General features: G+C 71.3%; 18 protein-coding genes. 10 read left to right on the forward strand and 8 right to left on the reverse strand.

The annotated features are described in order from the left end of the window. Positions 1–151: 151 nt before the first annotated feature. Positions 152–1,726, forward strand: coding sequence for a TIGR03086 family metal-binding protein (locus tag AE652_RS19170; RefSeq protein ID WP_049653123.1), 1,575 nt, complete (start codon positions 152–154; stop codon positions 1,724–1,726). A gap of 70 nt (positions 1,727–1,796) precedes the next feature. Here AE652_RS19170 and AE652_RS19175 read toward each other — a convergent pair whose 3' ends face one another. Together AE652_RS19175 and AE652_RS19180 are read right to left on the reverse strand one after the other, a co-directional pair. After that, positions 1,797–2,267 (reverse strand): NUDIX domain-containing protein, encoded by a 471-nt coding sequence (locus AE652_RS19175; RefSeq protein WP_049653124.1) that lies wholly within the window; start codon positions 2,265–2,267, stop codon positions 1,797–1,799. A gap of 2 nt (positions 2,268–2,269) precedes the next feature. Further along, complete coding sequence (locus tag AE652_RS19180) at positions 2,270–3,013, reverse strand: hypothetical protein (protein ID WP_049653125.1); 744 nt, start codon at positions 3,011–3,013, stop codon at positions 2,270–2,272. A 188-nt stretch (positions 3,014–3,201) separates the two neighbouring features. Here AE652_RS19180 and AE652_RS19185 point away from each other — a divergent pair, with 188 nt between their 5' ends. Beyond that, the gene (locus AE652_RS19185) at positions 3,202–3,741 is read left to right on the forward strand and encodes a hypothetical protein (protein ID WP_234348442.1); all 540 of its coding nucleotides are present in this window, start codon (positions 3,202–3,204) and stop codon (positions 3,739–3,741) included. A 40-nt stretch (positions 3,742–3,781) separates the two neighbouring features. Continuing rightward, positions 3,782–3,946, forward strand: a complete 165-nt coding sequence (locus AE652_RS46440; RefSeq protein ID WP_159028487.1) for a hypothetical protein — start codon at positions 3,782–3,784, stop codon at positions 3,944–3,946. A gap of 56 nt (positions 3,947–4,002) precedes the next feature. Here AE652_RS46440 and AE652_RS19190 read toward each other — a convergent pair whose 3' ends face one another. Both AE652_RS19190 and AE652_RS19195 read right to left on the reverse strand, forming a co-directional pair. Beyond that, complete coding sequence (locus AE652_RS19190) at positions 4,003–4,203, reverse strand: DUF397 domain-containing protein (protein WP_049653129.1); 201 nt, start codon at positions 4,201–4,203, stop codon at positions 4,003–4,005. A 12-nt stretch (positions 4,204–4,215) separates the two neighbouring features. After that, the gene (locus AE652_RS19195) at positions 4,216–5,097 is read right to left on the reverse strand and encodes a helix-turn-helix transcriptional regulator (RefSeq protein ID WP_049653131.1); all 882 of its coding nucleotides are present in this window, start codon (positions 5,095–5,097) and stop codon (positions 4,216–4,218) included. A gap of 182 nt (positions 5,098–5,279) precedes the next feature. Here AE652_RS19195 and AE652_RS19200 point away from each other — a divergent pair, with 182 nt between their 5' ends. The 5 genes from AE652_RS19200 to AE652_RS19225 all read left to right on the forward strand — a co-directional run bounded on the left by AE652_RS19200 (position 5,280) and on the right by AE652_RS19225 (position 7,681). Beyond that, entirely contained in the window at positions 5,280–5,645 is a 366-nt protein-coding gene (locus AE652_RS19200) for an ATP-binding protein (RefSeq protein WP_049653134.1), read from the forward strand. After that, complete coding sequence (locus tag AE652_RS19205) at positions 5,642–5,896, forward strand: hypothetical protein (protein ID WP_049653135.1); 255 nt, start codon at positions 5,642–5,644, stop codon at positions 5,894–5,896. The genes AE652_RS19200 and AE652_RS19205 overlap by 4 nt, the downstream gene beginning before the upstream one ends. Before the next feature lie 105 nt (positions 5,897–6,001). Next, a complete protein-coding gene (locus AE652_RS19210) occupies positions 6,002–6,331 on the forward strand; it encodes a hypothetical protein (protein WP_049653137.1) in 330 nt (109 codons plus the stop codon). Between the two features lie 35 nt (positions 6,332–6,366). Continuing rightward, the gene (locus AE652_RS49240; RefSeq protein WP_304414268.1) at positions 6,367–7,317 is read left to right on the forward strand and encodes a GNAT family N-acetyltransferase; all 951 of its coding nucleotides are present in this window, start codon (positions 6,367–6,369) and stop codon (positions 7,315–7,317) included. Positions 7,318–7,408: 91 nt separating this feature from the next. Continuing rightward, positions 7,409–7,681: a hypothetical protein gene (locus AE652_RS19225; protein WP_053112127.1), complete on the forward strand. Its 273-nt coding sequence runs from the start codon at positions 7,409–7,411 to the stop codon at positions 7,679–7,681. Between the two features lie 86 nt (positions 7,682–7,767). Here the strand turns inward: AE652_RS19225 and AE652_RS19230 are convergent, their stop codons facing one another. Next, entirely contained in the window at positions 7,768–9,795 is a 2,028-nt protein-coding gene (locus tag AE652_RS19230) for a serine/threonine-protein kinase (protein ID WP_049653139.1), read from the reverse strand. A gap of 268 nt (positions 9,796–10,063) precedes the next feature. On the opposite strand from AE652_RS19230, the gene AE652_RS19235 reads away from it, so the two are divergent. Further along, positions 10,064–10,741, forward strand: coding sequence for a hypothetical protein (locus tag AE652_RS19235; RefSeq protein WP_049653141.1), 678 nt, complete (start codon positions 10,064–10,066; stop codon positions 10,739–10,741). A gap of 40 nt (positions 10,742–10,781) precedes the next feature. Here the strand turns inward: AE652_RS19235 and AE652_RS19240 are convergent, their stop codons facing one another. Both AE652_RS19240 and AE652_RS19245 read right to left on the reverse strand, forming a co-directional pair. Beyond that, positions 10,782–11,453 carry a DsbA family oxidoreductase gene (locus AE652_RS19240; protein WP_049653142.1) on the reverse strand — a complete coding sequence of 224 codons (672 nt, stop codon included), beginning with the start codon at positions 11,451–11,453 and terminating at the stop codon, positions 10,782–10,784. Positions 11,454–11,575: 122 nt separating this feature from the next. Then, positions 11,576–12,922: a tetratricopeptide repeat protein gene (locus AE652_RS19245; protein WP_159028488.1), complete on the reverse strand. Its 1,347-nt coding sequence runs from the start codon at positions 12,920–12,922 to the stop codon at positions 11,576–11,578. Positions 12,923–12,972: 50 nt separating this feature from the next. Here AE652_RS19245 and AE652_RS44080 point away from each other — a divergent pair, with 50 nt between their 5' ends. Then, positions 12,973–13,839: a hypothetical protein gene (locus AE652_RS44080; protein ID WP_049653146.1), complete on the forward strand. Its 867-nt coding sequence runs from the start codon at positions 12,973–12,975 to the stop codon at positions 13,837–13,839. Positions 13,840–13,862: 23 nt separating this feature from the next. Here the strand turns inward: AE652_RS44080 and AE652_RS19255 are convergent. Further along, a partial coding sequence (locus AE652_RS19255) for a DUF6215 domain-containing protein (RefSeq protein ID WP_049653147.1) occupies positions 13,863–14,457 on the reverse strand: 595 nt, incomplete at its 5' end.

Genomic DNA, 14,457 nt, shown 5'->3' on the forward strand with positions numbered 1-14,457 from the left:
ATCCGGGTCCCGGATGGGGGTTCTTCGCGTTTTCCGGGCCTCTTTGCGTTTCCGGGCCGGCTGCGGGGCGGAGCGACGGTCAACGCGCGCGGTAGGCCAGAGCTCCCGGCTGGTTGACTCTCCCATCGTGGGAGAGCCGAGGGTGGGGCACATGCACGTCGACGACAGGGTGCTGTGGAGCATCGGAGAGGTCGCGGGGAAGACCGGGCTGTCGGTGAAGCTCATCCGGCACTGGTCCGATCTGGGCCTCGTGCCACCGGCCCGACGCACGGCCGCCGGGTACCGGGTCTACGACGCGGAGTCCGTGGCCCGCCTGGAGCTGGCACGGACGCTGCGGGACCTCGGGCTCGGCCTGCCGGCTATCCGCGAAGTCCTCGACCGGGAGCAGACCTTGGCGGAGGTGGCCGCGGTCCACGTCGACGTGCTGGAGACGAGGATCCGCCTGCTGCGCGCGCAACAGGCGGTCCTGCGCTCCGCCGCCCGTCGCGAAACCACTGCCGAAGGACTCGCCTTCATGAACCGCACCGCCCGACTGTCCGCTGCCGAACGCCGGAAGACCATCCACGAGTTCGTGACCGGGACGCTCGCCGGCCTGGACGTACCGACCTACCGCAGCGGCCTGCTGGCCGCCACCCCGGAGCTGCCCGACGACCCCACGGACGCGCAGGTCGACGCCTGGATCGAACTGGGCGAGCTGGTGGCCGATCCCGAACTGCGGGCCGCGATGCGGCGCATGGCGCAGTACGCGGCCGAACACGCCCCCGGCGAGCACGATGACGCCACACTCCAGGAGGCACGGCGGGTCACCGACTACTGGACGGGGCGGGTGGACGAGGCCGTCCGGGACGGGATCGCGCCGGACTCGCCCGCGGCGGAACCCGTTGTCGCGGCCGTCGTCGAGAAGTGGCTCCCCTCCCAGGCGCGGACCGTCGACGGGGTCCGCACCGACGGCGCGCCGGCCCGGAGCCTGCTGCTCGAACAACTCGGCATCGTCTCCGTCCCGTGCGTCGAGCGGTACTGGCAGCTGCTCTGCCTCATCAACGGCCAACCGGCGCGGCCGAGTCTGGAGACGGCGGGCAACTGGCTGAAGACCGCCCTGCGTGCCAATCCCGAACCCGGACGCCGCGCCGCCGAACTCGACGCGCTGTACGACTCCGGAGCCGAGGCCTGGGAGCCGGTGGGTCTGATCGCCGCCTGCGAGCGAGTCCTCCAGGCCGTGGGTGACCTCGTCAGCGCCGTCGACCCGAGCGGTCTCGACGGGCCGACGCCGTGCGCCGACTGGGACGTCCGCGCCTTGCTGGACCACCTGGTCTGGGAGAACCTGATGTGGGCCGGCCTGGCGGACGGGAGGCCCCGGCCCGATGCCGCCGCGGATCACCTGGGCGGTGATCATGTCGCGGCGTTCCGGACCGCCGCCCAGCGGACGCTCACGGCCTTTCGCCGGCCCGGCATGCTCGACCGGCGGTACGGGCCGGCGCCGGGTCGACGTCTCGTCGAGCAGCTGGTCATCGAAATGCTGGTCCACGGTTGGGACTTGGCCGAAGCCATCGGACACCCGCGCGACCTGGTCCCGGACATTGCGACGGTGGCCATGCCCGTGGTGCGGGAGATCTACGCGGGCCTGCCGCGGACGGAAGGCGGCTCCTTCGCCCCGCCCCGGCCCGCGCCCCACGACGCGACCGCCCTCGACCGCCTGGCCGCCCACCTCGGTCGCGCCGTCGCCTGAGCAACGGCGGGGTGGACAAGACCCCGCCCGCTCGTTGGGGGCCAATGAGCGGGCAGGGAGGGTCAGTGGTTCAGCCGAGGTGGGGCGTGGTCCGGTGCTCCAGGAAGTGCTGGAGACGGAGGCGCTGGGTGTGGTGGAGGGGAAGCGCGTCGAGGTCGTCCGGGGCGACGAACCGGAGGTCGGTGGACTCGTCGGAGATCTGGAGCCGGCCGCCGGTGATGCGGGCGGTGAAGCAGATGTTGAACTGCTGGCGGACCTCGCCGTCGGAGTAGGCGATGACGTGGCGGGGGTCGGTGTAGGTGCCGACGAGACCAGTGATCTCGACCGTGAGACCGGTCTCCTCGAACACCTCGCGCACGGCCGTGTCCGGGAGGGATTCACCGAGGTCCATGGTTCCACCGGGGAGTGCGTAGAGCCCGTTGTCGGTGCGGCGTTGGAGGAGGATGCGACCGGCGTCGTCGGTCACGACGGCGGAGGCCGCGACCACGAGTCGGTTCGGCTTGGGGGCGTCGGGGTCGTCGTAGTACTCGGTGCGTGCCATGGTCAGGTCGCCTCCACCGGTTCTGCTGTGCTCCACACAGCCTCGAAGCTCGAAACGTAGTTGTCGAACAGCGAGCCTCCAGGTGCTCGACGAAGGTGCCACACCGGAGCGCTGAACGCGTTCATGCCCCATAGGTGTGAGTTCACCAGCAGCTGGTCGTCAGCACGATAGAGGCTGTTGTAGAGCGTTGTGCCATGCATACGGATCTCGATGCCCGGGGTACCGACGAGCGGGCGGTAGTGCATGCGGGCGATCCTGCACCGGGACTCAATCCCATGGCCGAACTTCTCCTCCCCACCCCGCTGCCCCACGGCGTCGCTGTCCGGGTTGCCGATTGCGATCCGGATTGTGCAGCCCTGTGCGGAGCGCTCACGCAGCAGTTCATTCAGCCGCGGGTAGGCCTCGTGGAGGAAAACAGCCGCGTAGACGAGTACGTCAACCTGCCGGGTGGCCCTGTCGAGCAGGTTGACGAACATCGAGACGGGTACATCTGCGCGCTGCTCGTACAAGGCGACGAGTTCAGGGCTGACGGCCCGCGTGGTACGGGGTTGTCGCAGACTCGGCCAGAGCGCGAACAGGTCCTCGCCGAGGGCGTCGGCGGCCAGGCGGGCCGCCCGTAGGCGGGGGGTGCGGTTGAGATTGGCCCAGCGTTCGACGGACTTGGCGTCGACGCCGGCTTGTGCGGCCAGCTCTGCGTAGGTCCAACCTCCTGATGCCATGGTGGCTTTCAGCCTGTCGTTGGGCATGGTGTCCGTCTCCTCGTGGGCGTAGGGCCCTTGAGGGACGTTCTATCCCATCGGGGACGTTCCGAAGTGTCCTTCGTGCGAAGTTCCTTCGTCCATGGTTCGGGCGAATCCTGGTGTTGCCTCGCTGGTCAGTGGTGAGGTGCTTGGGCTTCGACCTATGAGACTCACGGTGTGAGGAGAAACCGAAGATGACCAGTCCTGTACTCGCTGCTTTGCCTCGGTCGTCGGCAGTGCTGGATTCTGGCCCGACGCACCCGGTCGTACCCGTTCTGGACAAGGCGACGTTGGATTCCGTGGTGGCCACGGTGCTCGGCAACAACGACGGTATGGCACTGACCATGGCACAGCGGATCGTCCGCGAGGCGGTCGCATTCGTTGTTACGGGTGCGCTCCGCCCGACACAGGCGATGGCACCGAGCCGGATCGTTGACGAGGGCTGGCACGCCCTGGTCCTTCACACCAAGGTGTATGCGGAGCTGTGCGGGCGGTTCGGGCGGTTCGTCCATCACAGTCCCGGGTTCGACCCGGACAACTTCGACCCCGACATTCTGGAACGGACCCAGGAAGCCATCAAGGCTGCGGGGTTCGATGTTGATGAGGAGCTGTGGCGGGCGCCAGGTGATGAGGATCTGGGGTCGGTCGCGGCGAACTGCCAGCATGCGCCGAGCTGTTCGATCAAACCCATGAAGAAGCCGGAGAAGCCCTGCACCAAGCCTGCTGGACTGTAGCGAACGCGTACGCTGGCGGTACTGGACGGGAGGTTTTCCGATGGAGTGGATCAATCCTCGGTTTGTGGACTTGGTCGCGTGGTGGCGGCAGGAGCAGGCGGTTCCCGATCCGGACGCGGATGTGTACGGGCCGACTTGGTGTGCCGACAGTGAGTCGATGTCGGCACGCCGGGGCTTCCTGATGGAGCCGCTGGCGGGCAAGTGAGGCGGTAGACACGAGGGCGGGATGGCCAGGTGGCCATCCCGCCCTCGTCGCGTGGTTCAGATGAGGTGGTCGAACTCGCCGGCCTTGGCGCTGAGGAGGAAGGCGCGGAGCTTGGTGGTCGAGGTGGTGACGATCACGGAGGGGTCGTCCGACTCACGGAGGTAGCAGAGGTTGTCGGCGCCGTGGGCCAGTTCCAGACAGGAATTGCCGGCATCGCCGCCACTGAACGATGACTTCTGCCAGGAGAATCCAGCCATCCGAGGCGCCTCTCATGTTTGTAGGGTGTAGAGGAGATGTTGAAGAAGCCCCCACGAGTTTCGCGAGTTGGCGGAAGCCGCCACGTCGACGGCCGGCAGTGCGATCTCGCTCAGCTGTTGGAACTTCCATTCGTACGCCGCAATGCTCTCAGGGTCGCTCTGGTGCTCGGCTCGCCCGGGTACATCCAGCAGGATGGTTGCGAGGTCAAGGCATCCGGGGTCGCACAGCACGAAGGGGCCTGACTGAGGAGGCTTCCTCGTAGCTGTGAAGGGGAGGACCTGAATGGTGACGTTGGGGCGTTCGGCCATGTTCAGCAGGTGGTCCAGCTGGGCCCGCATGACTTCCACGCCAGGGAAGAGCATCCGCAGAGCTGCTTCATGGATGACGAATCGGAACTGTCTCTGCTCTTCGTTCTCCAGGATCCGCTGGCGGTCCATGCGGAACTGGATGGCCGTCGCCAGATCCCAATGCCCGTTGCGGTAGGCGTCCTTGTAGATGGCCTCGGCGTATTCAGGTAGTTGGAGCAGCCCGGGAACGTACAGAGTCTCGAAGTTGCGCAGAGTGACAGTTCGGTCTTCGAGTTCGGCCAGGTCGAGCGACAGGTCGGGCACCCGGCCCTTGTAGGTGCTCCACCAGCCTTTGCCGTTGCTGGCTCCGAGAGCGTGCAGCAGCGCGATGTAGGTCTCATCCGTGCACCCGTAGCCTTCGAGCAAGACCGAGAGTCGCTCCGGGTCGAGCGCCGTTCGAGCTGCCTCGATGTGGCTCAGCTGCGGGCCCGCGATGCCGATGAGGGCGCCGGCGTCCTTGACCGCCAGGCCTGCGGCCTCGCGCAACCTTCTCAGCTCAGCGCCGAACCGCCGCTGTCGCTCGCTGATTTGGGTCCTGAGTGCCAAGGGGGGTTCCTTCCGTGTCGGGCCAGTCTCCACCCACACGAGTGAGCTTAGCCAAGTTGGGGGAGACATCTCGGCGATCAGGTTGCACGCGTGTGACCGACGGTCCTACTCTCAGTGTTGCACCGATCACATGACGGAGTGTCTGCTTCGTCGATTCCCCTCTTCCTCCCTTGGGGTCTCTCATGCGTGCCTGCAACCTTCCGGACTGGTCCACCGCTCGTTCCGAGCTCTCCGACCTCCTCGTCTCGGCCGGGTGGCGACCGTCCGTCATCTCCGACGCCGAACTCGCCCTCCACGAAGTCTTCGTCAACGCCTGGCGGCACGGGGGCACCCTTGCCCCCGTGGTCGTGCTGGCCCTCACCGGCCACCGTCTGCGGGTCTCGGTCGCGGACAACAACCCGATCTTCCCCACCGTCCACCTCCCCACGGACCCGCTCGCCTCCTCCGGCCGGGGCCTCTTCCTCGTCCGTGCCCTCACCCACCGCCTCGGCGCCGAGCCCCGCAAGACGGGCAAGGTCGTCTGGTTCGAACTGGAGGCCTCCGCGTGAACCGCCGCCGCTTCCCCATGCAGCCCACCGACCCCCGCATCCGGGGCTACACCGAGGACCAGGTCCGCATCCTCCTCGCCGAACTCCAGGAGCGCGGCCGCGCGTTCGGCCTGATCTTCCCCTCCGCCACCACGGACACGACCATGGACGGCCGCGTCCTGGTCGCCTTCAACACGGCGCCCGCCTCGACGCTGATGAACCTCCTCACCCTCCTCTTCGACGCCGACCGCGAGCGCTCGTGCGGTTCCTGATCGCCGCCGCCTTCCTCTCCTTCCTCGCCCTGGCGTTCGCCACCGTCGCCCTGGGCGTCGTCACCACGCTCAAGCTTGCAAGGCCCGACCAAGAGGAGACCTGACGTGCCCGACCCCGTCCTCGACCCGGCCGCCGACCCCGACGTCCTCAACGCCCTCGCCGCCTCCCACTACGCCGTCGCCGCGGCCTTCAACGCGCTGTTCGGCGTCGCCGTCGCCCCGCCCGTCCCCGACGACTTCGACTGGCCCAAGCTCGAGACCTTCGTCCACGACCTCGGCTTCGCCGCCGACGACTCCGACACCGCCCTCAACCTCTACCGCCTGCTCTTCGCCGTCCAGCGCGTCGCCTACCGCGAGGCCGCCGGCCGTAACTCGCCCTGGCAGGCGACCCGGTTGCACCCCCGGGTCGTTTACGGAGGAGCGGGGCCGCAGTAGAGGTTCGTACCGGAGCCACCTGGCAGCATGTCCCCATGGACACAGTGGACTTCGGCGACTTCGGCGACTTCGTCGTTCGGCGCGGCACCGACGCGGACGCGGACGCGCTGACCGGCATCGACTCGGTCGCCCTCGAAGGCGACGAGGAGCGGGCGGCGAGCATCCGGCGGTGGTGCCGGCAGGCCCCGGGCCCGGTGCTCGTGGCCGAAGACGCGTCCGGGCTCCTCGGCTACTGCGTCACCGAGTACACGTTCTTCGAGCAGGGCTTCGTCACGATGCTGATGGTCTCGCCCGCCGCGCGCGGCAGGGGCGTCGGCCGCCGGCTGCTGGACGCCGCGGCGGCCTCCTGCGAGACCCCGAAGCTGTTCACCTCGACCAACGTCTCCAACCAGCCGATGCGACGGCTCCTGCACCGGGCCGGGTGGCAGCCGGTCGGCCTCGTCCAGGGCCTCGACGAGGGTGATCCGGAACTGTTCCACCTGTACCGGCCGCAGGCGTCCCGGCCGGGTCCTCCCTCGCGGACAGCGGCCGAGGCCGAGGCAGCGGCCCGCCTCGACAGCGCCTGGGAGTGGTGGGGCGCCGCCATCGAGGACGCCCAGGAGGGCCACTGGATCCGCACCCCCGTCGAGCGCCGGGTGATGGACGACCTCGCCGCCGCGACCGTCGGACTCGGGTACCTGGACCCGTCCGTCGAACTCCCCCTGCGCAACCGCCTCTGCCGCATCGCCACCTGGGCGGGCGCGGTGCGGCTCGCCGCCCGGGCCGGTGGGTGGGAGCTCGCCCCCGTCACCGGAGCGGCCCCGCCCCGCCCGGCGGGGATGGCCGAACTGCTCTCCGCCGTCCACGCGGTGGGGGAGCAGGGCGAGGCCTGGCTGCGGCGGCTACCCGCCGACGGGCCGCCACCGCCCCGGGCGCTCGCCGGATGCGAGGCCTTCCTCTTCGGCCCGGGCTCGGTCGAGGACCTCCGCCAGTTCTTCTACGACTGAGCGCCCGGAGCACCCCGGAGCCACCCGGCACGGCCGCACCCGTGCACCGGCGCAGTGGACCCGGGTCCGGCTCCTGGACCGCTGGGACATCATGGGCCGAGGCGCGGCATCGGCGTTCCTCGGCGTGCACTCGGGCCACCCGGGCTTCGGCATGATGGCCCTGGACGGCAGCGTGTACGTCGGCGCCTCGACGGGCGAGACCGGCATCGACGTGCTCGCGGTGCGCGACCCGGACCGCTCGGAGAACGTCCTGCGACACCTGGCGTGGATCGCGCGTCACGACGGTCGTTTCTCCGACCGCGAGGAACGAGAGCGTGCCGCCGCCTGGCTCGCCGCCCGCTCGGGAGGCCTTCCGGTCCCCTGACGGCGAGGTGATGGACAGCCGGGCTCCCGGGTGCGGACCATGAATTCCGGATGTGAGGCCGTGCGGGCGCGTGGACACCCCTGCGGTCATTGGAACTTCCACAGCTGGCTCGCGAGGTCGTCGGTGCAGGTGGTCATGGTGATGGGCTTGCCCCGCGCGCCGGCGGTCATGCAGTTGGTGCCGTCGCCCAGGGTGTACCCGCCCGAGGCGGCGGGCTGTACGGTCCACCGGTACGCGAAGTCGAGGCCGTTGCCGAGGGTCACCGCGTTGTTGAAGGGGGCGCCCCTGATCAGGCGGTAGCCTGCGGAGTTGCAGGCGTGGTACTCGTTCCAGTTGTCGTAGCTGACGACCCAGCCGTACTGCGTGGCGCCGCCCAGGACGACCGGGTTGCTCGCGTTCAGGTTGTCGTTGGCCAGCCCGATCGGCAGGCCGGACTGGACGCTGATGATGCGCGTCCAGTTGGTTCCGCCGCACTCCGCCGGGCGGGCCGGGGACTCCGGTGGTGGGGTGCTGCCGCCGCCGGGCTGTGCGGTGGTCCCGCCGGCGGAGTTCTGCGGCGGAGGCTGTGGGGCGGGGTTGTTGGTCACCGGGGGTTGCGGGGCGGGGGTGTTGGCCGGTGTCTGGCGGGGCTGGGTGCCTCCGTTCTGTCCGGCGGTCGTGCCGCCGCTGTTCGCGCCTCCGCCGTTGCCCGCGTTCGTACCCCCGTTGCCGCCGTTGCCCCCGTTGCCGCCGGAGGAGGCTGGCGGCACGGGCCGTTGCTGCTGCGGCGTCTGCTGGTCGGGGGTGGTCCCCGGCGGCTGATCGCCCGCCGGGGTGGCGGCCGGGGTCTCGACGGGGGCAGCGGTGTCCGGGACACCGGTGCCCCCGGGCGGCGGGGCGGTCACGGCGGTGGTCGACCGGCTTCCGGGCGCGGCGTCGGCGCTGAACGGGTTGCGGTCGACCAGCAGGGCGCCCGCCGTACCCAACGAGACGATGACCGGGATGATCACCGGTACCAGCAGGCGGCGCCGCCGTGAGCGGCGGCGGCTCTGCTCGGCTGTCTGCTGAGGGTCCGCCTGGACGACCGGGGACACCTTCACGACCAGTTCGGCCGTGGGGACCGGCTCGCTCCGCGGAGCGGGGCCCGCACCGCCCGTCCTCGGGGCGCTCTTCCACAGCCTGACCGGCCGCTGTGCGGCGTCCCCGGCCGGCAGTCCGACCGCCGCCCGTGCCGCTGCCGCCATCTCGGCGGCGCTCTCGTACCGGTCCTCCGGCGCCTTCGACAGGGCCTTGGCGACCAGCGCCCGGACGGCCGGCGGGAAGGTGTCCGGCAGCTCCGGCGCCGGCTCGTTGACGTGCTTGTACGCGACCTGCATGGCGCGTCCGCCCTCGAACGGCAGCTTCCCGACCAGTAGTTCGTAACAGACGACCCCCATCGAGTAGAGGTCGGCGGCGGGTGTGACGGGGTTGTCGGGAGAAGGGTCGACCTGTTCGGGGGAGGCGTAGGAGGCGGTGCCGATGAATCCGTTCGACGTGGTGAGTTTGGAGTCGGCGATCGCCAGGGCGAGGCCGAAGTCGGCGACGAGCACGGCGCCGTCCTCGCGCACCAGCAGGTTGGACGGTTTGACGTCGCGGTGGACGATGGCGGACTGGTGGACGGCCTGGAGGGCGTCCAGTGCGGTGGCCACCATGGCCAGGGCCCGCTCGGGCGGCATCGGCCCTTCGTCCTTCTGCACCGCGCTGAGCGGCCGGCCCTCGACCAGGTCCATCACGATGTAGGCGTAGCGCGGGCCGGTGTCGGCGCCCTTCGGGCTGTCGGCGCCCTTCGGGCCGTCGGTGCCGTCCGCGCCGTTGCCCTCCGTACTGTCCGTACTGTCGGTGCTCTCCGTGCCGCTCTCCCCGTAGTCGTGGACGCCCACGACGCCCGGGTGGCCGATTCCGGTGACGGCCTTCGCCTCCCGGCGGAAACGCTCGGAGGCGGTCGGATCCTCCAGCAGGCCCGGGTTGAGCACCTTGACGGCGATGTCCTGTTCCGTGACGGCGTCCCGGGCGCGCCAGACCGTCCCCATCCCGCCACGGCCGAGCTGCTCCAGCAGCCGGTACCGGTGGTTGAGGACGGTGTCCTTGTCGATCATGCCCCTACCCCCTGGTGTGTCATGACCCCGCCCCCGGAAGGGCGTCGGTGCACAGTGTGTGCCAGACGGCGAGGCAGCCTCAATGGTCTTTTTACACACGGGGGTTGAATGTTTCGGAACTGTCGCGCGGGGCGGCTCCGGCCGGGCAGGGAGCCGGATCCCTCAAGGACACCCCGGGGTGCCTGGCTCGTGGCGGAGCAGCGCCGCGCGGCTCCGGCCGGAGGAAAACCGAAGGACAGCCCGGGCCGGTCTCCGGTACGAAGACCCGGTGAGACTGCGAACGAAGATCCACCGGGTGCGGCTCGGCCGGGACGAGTACCGGGTGGTCACCCCGGCCCGGCCGCCCACCGGGGCCTTCCTCCACGCCGGCCCGAGCAGCACGTACATGCACCTGCACCTCGACCGGCAGGGCGCCGAGGACCTGGCCACCGCCTGGGCCCTGGCGGCCCGCTCCCGGCGCTCCCTGGTGCACCTGCCGCTGCGGGCCAACGCCGGTCCGGCCGGGCTGGGCGACGTCCCGTCCGAGGACCGGCTGGACCTGCTGCTGGTCCACCACAGCCTGGGCTTCCCCGCGTCGCGCTGGAAGGAGGTCCGGGCGCGGCTCGGCGCCGGGACGCCGCACACCGTCGACCTGCCGGTGACGGACTTCCCGTCAGAGGAGGAGATCGACTACGAACGCCACCACTTCGCCGGTTGGCGGGACCGGCTCCGCTTCTCCGGGGCCGCCCACACGTTGGTGGTCACCGGCAGCCCCACGGCCTTCCGCTGGTCGGGCTCCCAGCTCCACGAGTTCACCCGCGAGGCCCCCGGATGGCGCTTCGGGTGGCGCCCCGACGAGCACTACTGCATCGAGCTCGACCACGAGGGCTGGGGCTCCGGGCGGGCGGCCAAGGGCGTTCCGGCGAGCCTGCACATCGTCTACGCCCACCGCTGGCAAGCCGGGTGAGCAGGAAGTCGGCCCGGCCGACTTCCTGCTCCGCCCCGCCTCACTCCTTGGGCGCGAGCGGGGTCAGCGGCAGGGCGACCCGGCTCTCCCAGGCCTGCTCCAGTGCACGGGTGAACGTTTCCGCGGGCTGGGCGCCCGAGACGCCGAGGCGCCGGTCCAGGACGAAGAACGGCACGCCCGTCGCCCCCATGGCGCTCGCCGTGGTCTCGTCCTCGCGCACCGCCTCCGCGTAGGCCTCCGGGTCGGCCAGGACGGCCGCGGCCGCCTCGCCGTCCAGCCCGGCCTCGACCGCCAGCTCGACCAGCCGGCCCTCCTCGAAGGCCGACCGCTCCTCGGCGAAGTTCGCCCGGTACAGCGCGTCCAGCAGCTGCCCCTGCCGGCCGTGCTCCTCGGCGAAGTGCAGCAGCCGGTGCATGTCGAAGGAGTTCGCCGCGTCGCGCCCCTCGCGCAGGTACGGCAGGCCCTCGGCGTGCGCGTTCTCGGCGATCCGGGCCTCCGCCGCCTCGGCCTGCTCCAGGCTCATCCCGTACTTGGCGGCGAGCAGCGGTACGACCGGACGGGCCTCGTGCGGCGCCCTCGGGTCCAGCTCGAAGGAGCGGTGGACGACCTCCACCTCCTCGCGGTGCGGGAACGCCGCCAGCGCCTGCTCGAACCGGGCCTTGCCGATGTAGCACCAGGGGCAGTTGATGTCGGTCCAGATCTCCACGCGCACGGCGCCGCACTCCTTCCAGCCTCGCGCGGACCTCCCGCGCCTGCTCCTGCCGGAACGCCTTCGTCCACCTGAATATTTCTCTCACTGAACTATTCGGGCCGGCCGGTCGGCGGCCTCCTGCCTCAGCGCCGGTCCCAGGCCTCGCGCTGGGCGGGCACCGTGGGGATGACGGCGACGGCCTCGGCGTAGTGGCCGTGCCTGGTCAGGATCTGGGCGATCGCCCGGTGGGCCTCGCGCTCGGTGGACGACCGGAGCAGGTCGAGGGCCTCGTCCGGCCGGCCGTCCAGATCCAGCAGCCAGGCCAGCGTGGTGTCCCACTGGCCGGGCTCCCGCTCGTTTAGGGCCCGCGCCCCCGCGATGCCCTCGGCGTAGCGCCCGGCCTTCGCGAGCAGGCGCAGCCGGGTGTAGCCCAGGACGTCGGCATGCGCCTCGACGTACGCGGCGCCGAGGCTGTCCACGAGCTCCAGCGCGCGCTCCGGGCTGCCCGCCCTGATCAGCAGGTCGATCGCCTCGTGGAGGAGGCTCCCTTCGGCGTCCTCGTACGTGGGCCGTCCGACGTCGACGACCTCGTCGAGGCGTCCCTGGCGGGCCAGGAAGGCCATGAGGCGTCGGCGAGTGTACTCGGCGTCTGTTGCCAGGGCCTCGTGCAGGACGGCTTCGGCCTCCCGGAGCTCGCCCTGCTCCTCCAGCGCCTTCGCGTACTGGTTCAGGGCGAGCCCCGCGTGCTCGCCGGTGGCCAGCTCGCGCAGCTGCTCGAACCGGCCCTGGTCGGCGAGGAGTTCCGCGTACCGCCAGGCGACGCCCGGGACGGCGGGCAGGACCGGGCCCAGCCGCCGGATCGCCTCGTCCGCCCGGCCCATGCGCTCCAGGACCCGGCTGTACTTCACCAGCACCTCCGACGGCTGGTGCCGGCACTCGCGCCGACCCCCGGCCGCGGAGCACCGGCAGTCCGCCGCGCCGCCCAGGGCCCGCTCGGCGCACGGGGCGAGCAGTTCCAGGACGAGGGCGTCACGGTTCTCCCCCCTGGTCAGATCGACCAGGGACTCCAGGATCCAGGGCTCCCCGAGGTGGGGCGCGAGTACCTCGATGGCCTCGTCCACCCGCCCGGCCTCCACCAGCGCCCCGGCGAACCAGCGGCAGTCGAACGCCGACTCCAGGCCGGCCGCGTCCGGACGCACCAGCGCCAGCCCCTCCTCGATCCGGCCCTGCCGGACCAGGATCGTGGCGGACTCCCGTACGGCGAACGGCCAGCCGACCGCGACGAACGGCTCCAGGACCGTCAGGGCCCGTTCGAACTCCCCCGCCTCGCACAGCTCACCGACCGCCACCTCGGCGCAGAACCACTCACCGCGGTCCCGTGCGGTCTCGATCAGCAACTCCAACTGCCCCTGTCGGGCCAGGTATTCCGCCATGGCGGGCTCTATCCCGCCGTCGAACTGCCGCTGCCAGGCGAGATCGTCGAGATTCACCGGGCCAGGCTAGGCGACGGGGCGACGTCCTGCCCGGAGATAATCGACGGATGCCCGAAACCTTCGTTGACCTGGGATTCGTCACCGCGCCCTCCGGGGTGGTGGTGCTCGGCATGGCCACCTGGATCGACTACTGGCGGGAGCTCGGGGATCCGTTGCCGGTGCGGGCCGCGGCGGCGGCGAAGACGGGAGGCGGTCACCTGCGGGACGAGGAGTGCGAGGCGGTCGCCGTCCCGGCCGCCGCCGACCGGCCGCTGGCGGTGCGGGCCACCACCGAGCCCTCGGCCTTCGACGAGGAGCCGACGATCGCGACGCTGGAGATCGCCCTCGGCCTGCCCTGGCCGGAAGGTGCGGAGGGCCCGGTGCTGCTCGGGGACCTGCCGGTCGACCGGAGCGGCATGGTGGTCGGCGACGCCGTCGGGCTGGACGCGTGGACGAGCCTGGACGACGAACCGGCCGACGGGCTCGCCGACCTCTCCTACTGGGGCCGGTACCAGCAGGAGGCGCACGAGCGGTTCGGTGGCGAGCGGATGCGCTCGTACGAGGGTGACGGGGGCCCGTACGGGTGGCTTGACCTCCCGGTGGCGGAGGCGGTCGCGCTGGAGGCCGAGATCGGCACCTGGCGGGGCGGCCTGCCCGGCAGGGGAGTGGCCACCATGGTGGAGAAGCACGTCGACTACTTCACCTTCCGGCGGGCCGGCCTGCACCACCCGCTGCACGTGGGCGCGATCGAGGTCGGCGGCTGCCAGGTGCTCGGGATCGACTGGTGCCAGGGCGACCACGCGGTCCGGCACCACGGCGGGCGGGACTGGGGCCAGGCCTTCCCGGTGACCCTCGAAGCCGACGGGGCGGGCGGGACGGTCCTGCGCTGGACCATCCCGCCCTACGGCGAGGACGAGGACGAGGGAGACGCCTGAGGAAGGAGGCCCGCCGTGTCCGGCTACGGGGCCGGGACCCAGCCCGGGACGGTGGGCAGCACCGTCTCGGCGAGCCGGGTCAGGGTCGCCTCGTCGGGCGTCAGGCCGTCGTCGCGGAAGACGACGACCTCGAAGGCCCGTCCGCCGGGTGCCGCCGGGTCCTGGGCGACGACGATGTTCCGCGTGGCGGGGCCGAGCTTCCCGCCGGGGATGACCGATGTCGCGTTGGACCAGTAGGTCGCGGCGGGGTGGCCGAGGACGGTGGCCGGCCAGGTGTAGACCCGCCGCATGTCGCGCGTGTCCTCGAGCGAGGTGCTGCTGTCCAGCAGGCTCACGACGGTGTGGGTGAGCCGCACCTCCGCCATGACGTCCGTGCCGAAGGTGATCGGCGCCGGCTGCGCGACGGTGACGCGGTCCTCGGGCGTGCCCAGCAGGGCCGGGAGGTCGGGGCGGTTGAGCGCCGCGCAGAGCGCCGGGTAGCCCGGCTTGTCGGTGGGGCGGGGCGCGGCGCACTCGGCCGGCTTTCCGGGGCCGCCCGGCTCGTGCCCCGGCTTCGGGAGGTGGAGGAACCCCAGCCCCCACAGGCCGCCCAGGAGGGCGACGGCCAGGGCCGCCGCG

It is taken from the genome of Kitasatospora sp. MY 5-36 (assembly GCF_001182915.1).
GTDB lineage: Bacteria > Actinomycetota > Actinomycetes > Streptomycetales > Streptomycetaceae > Kitasatospora.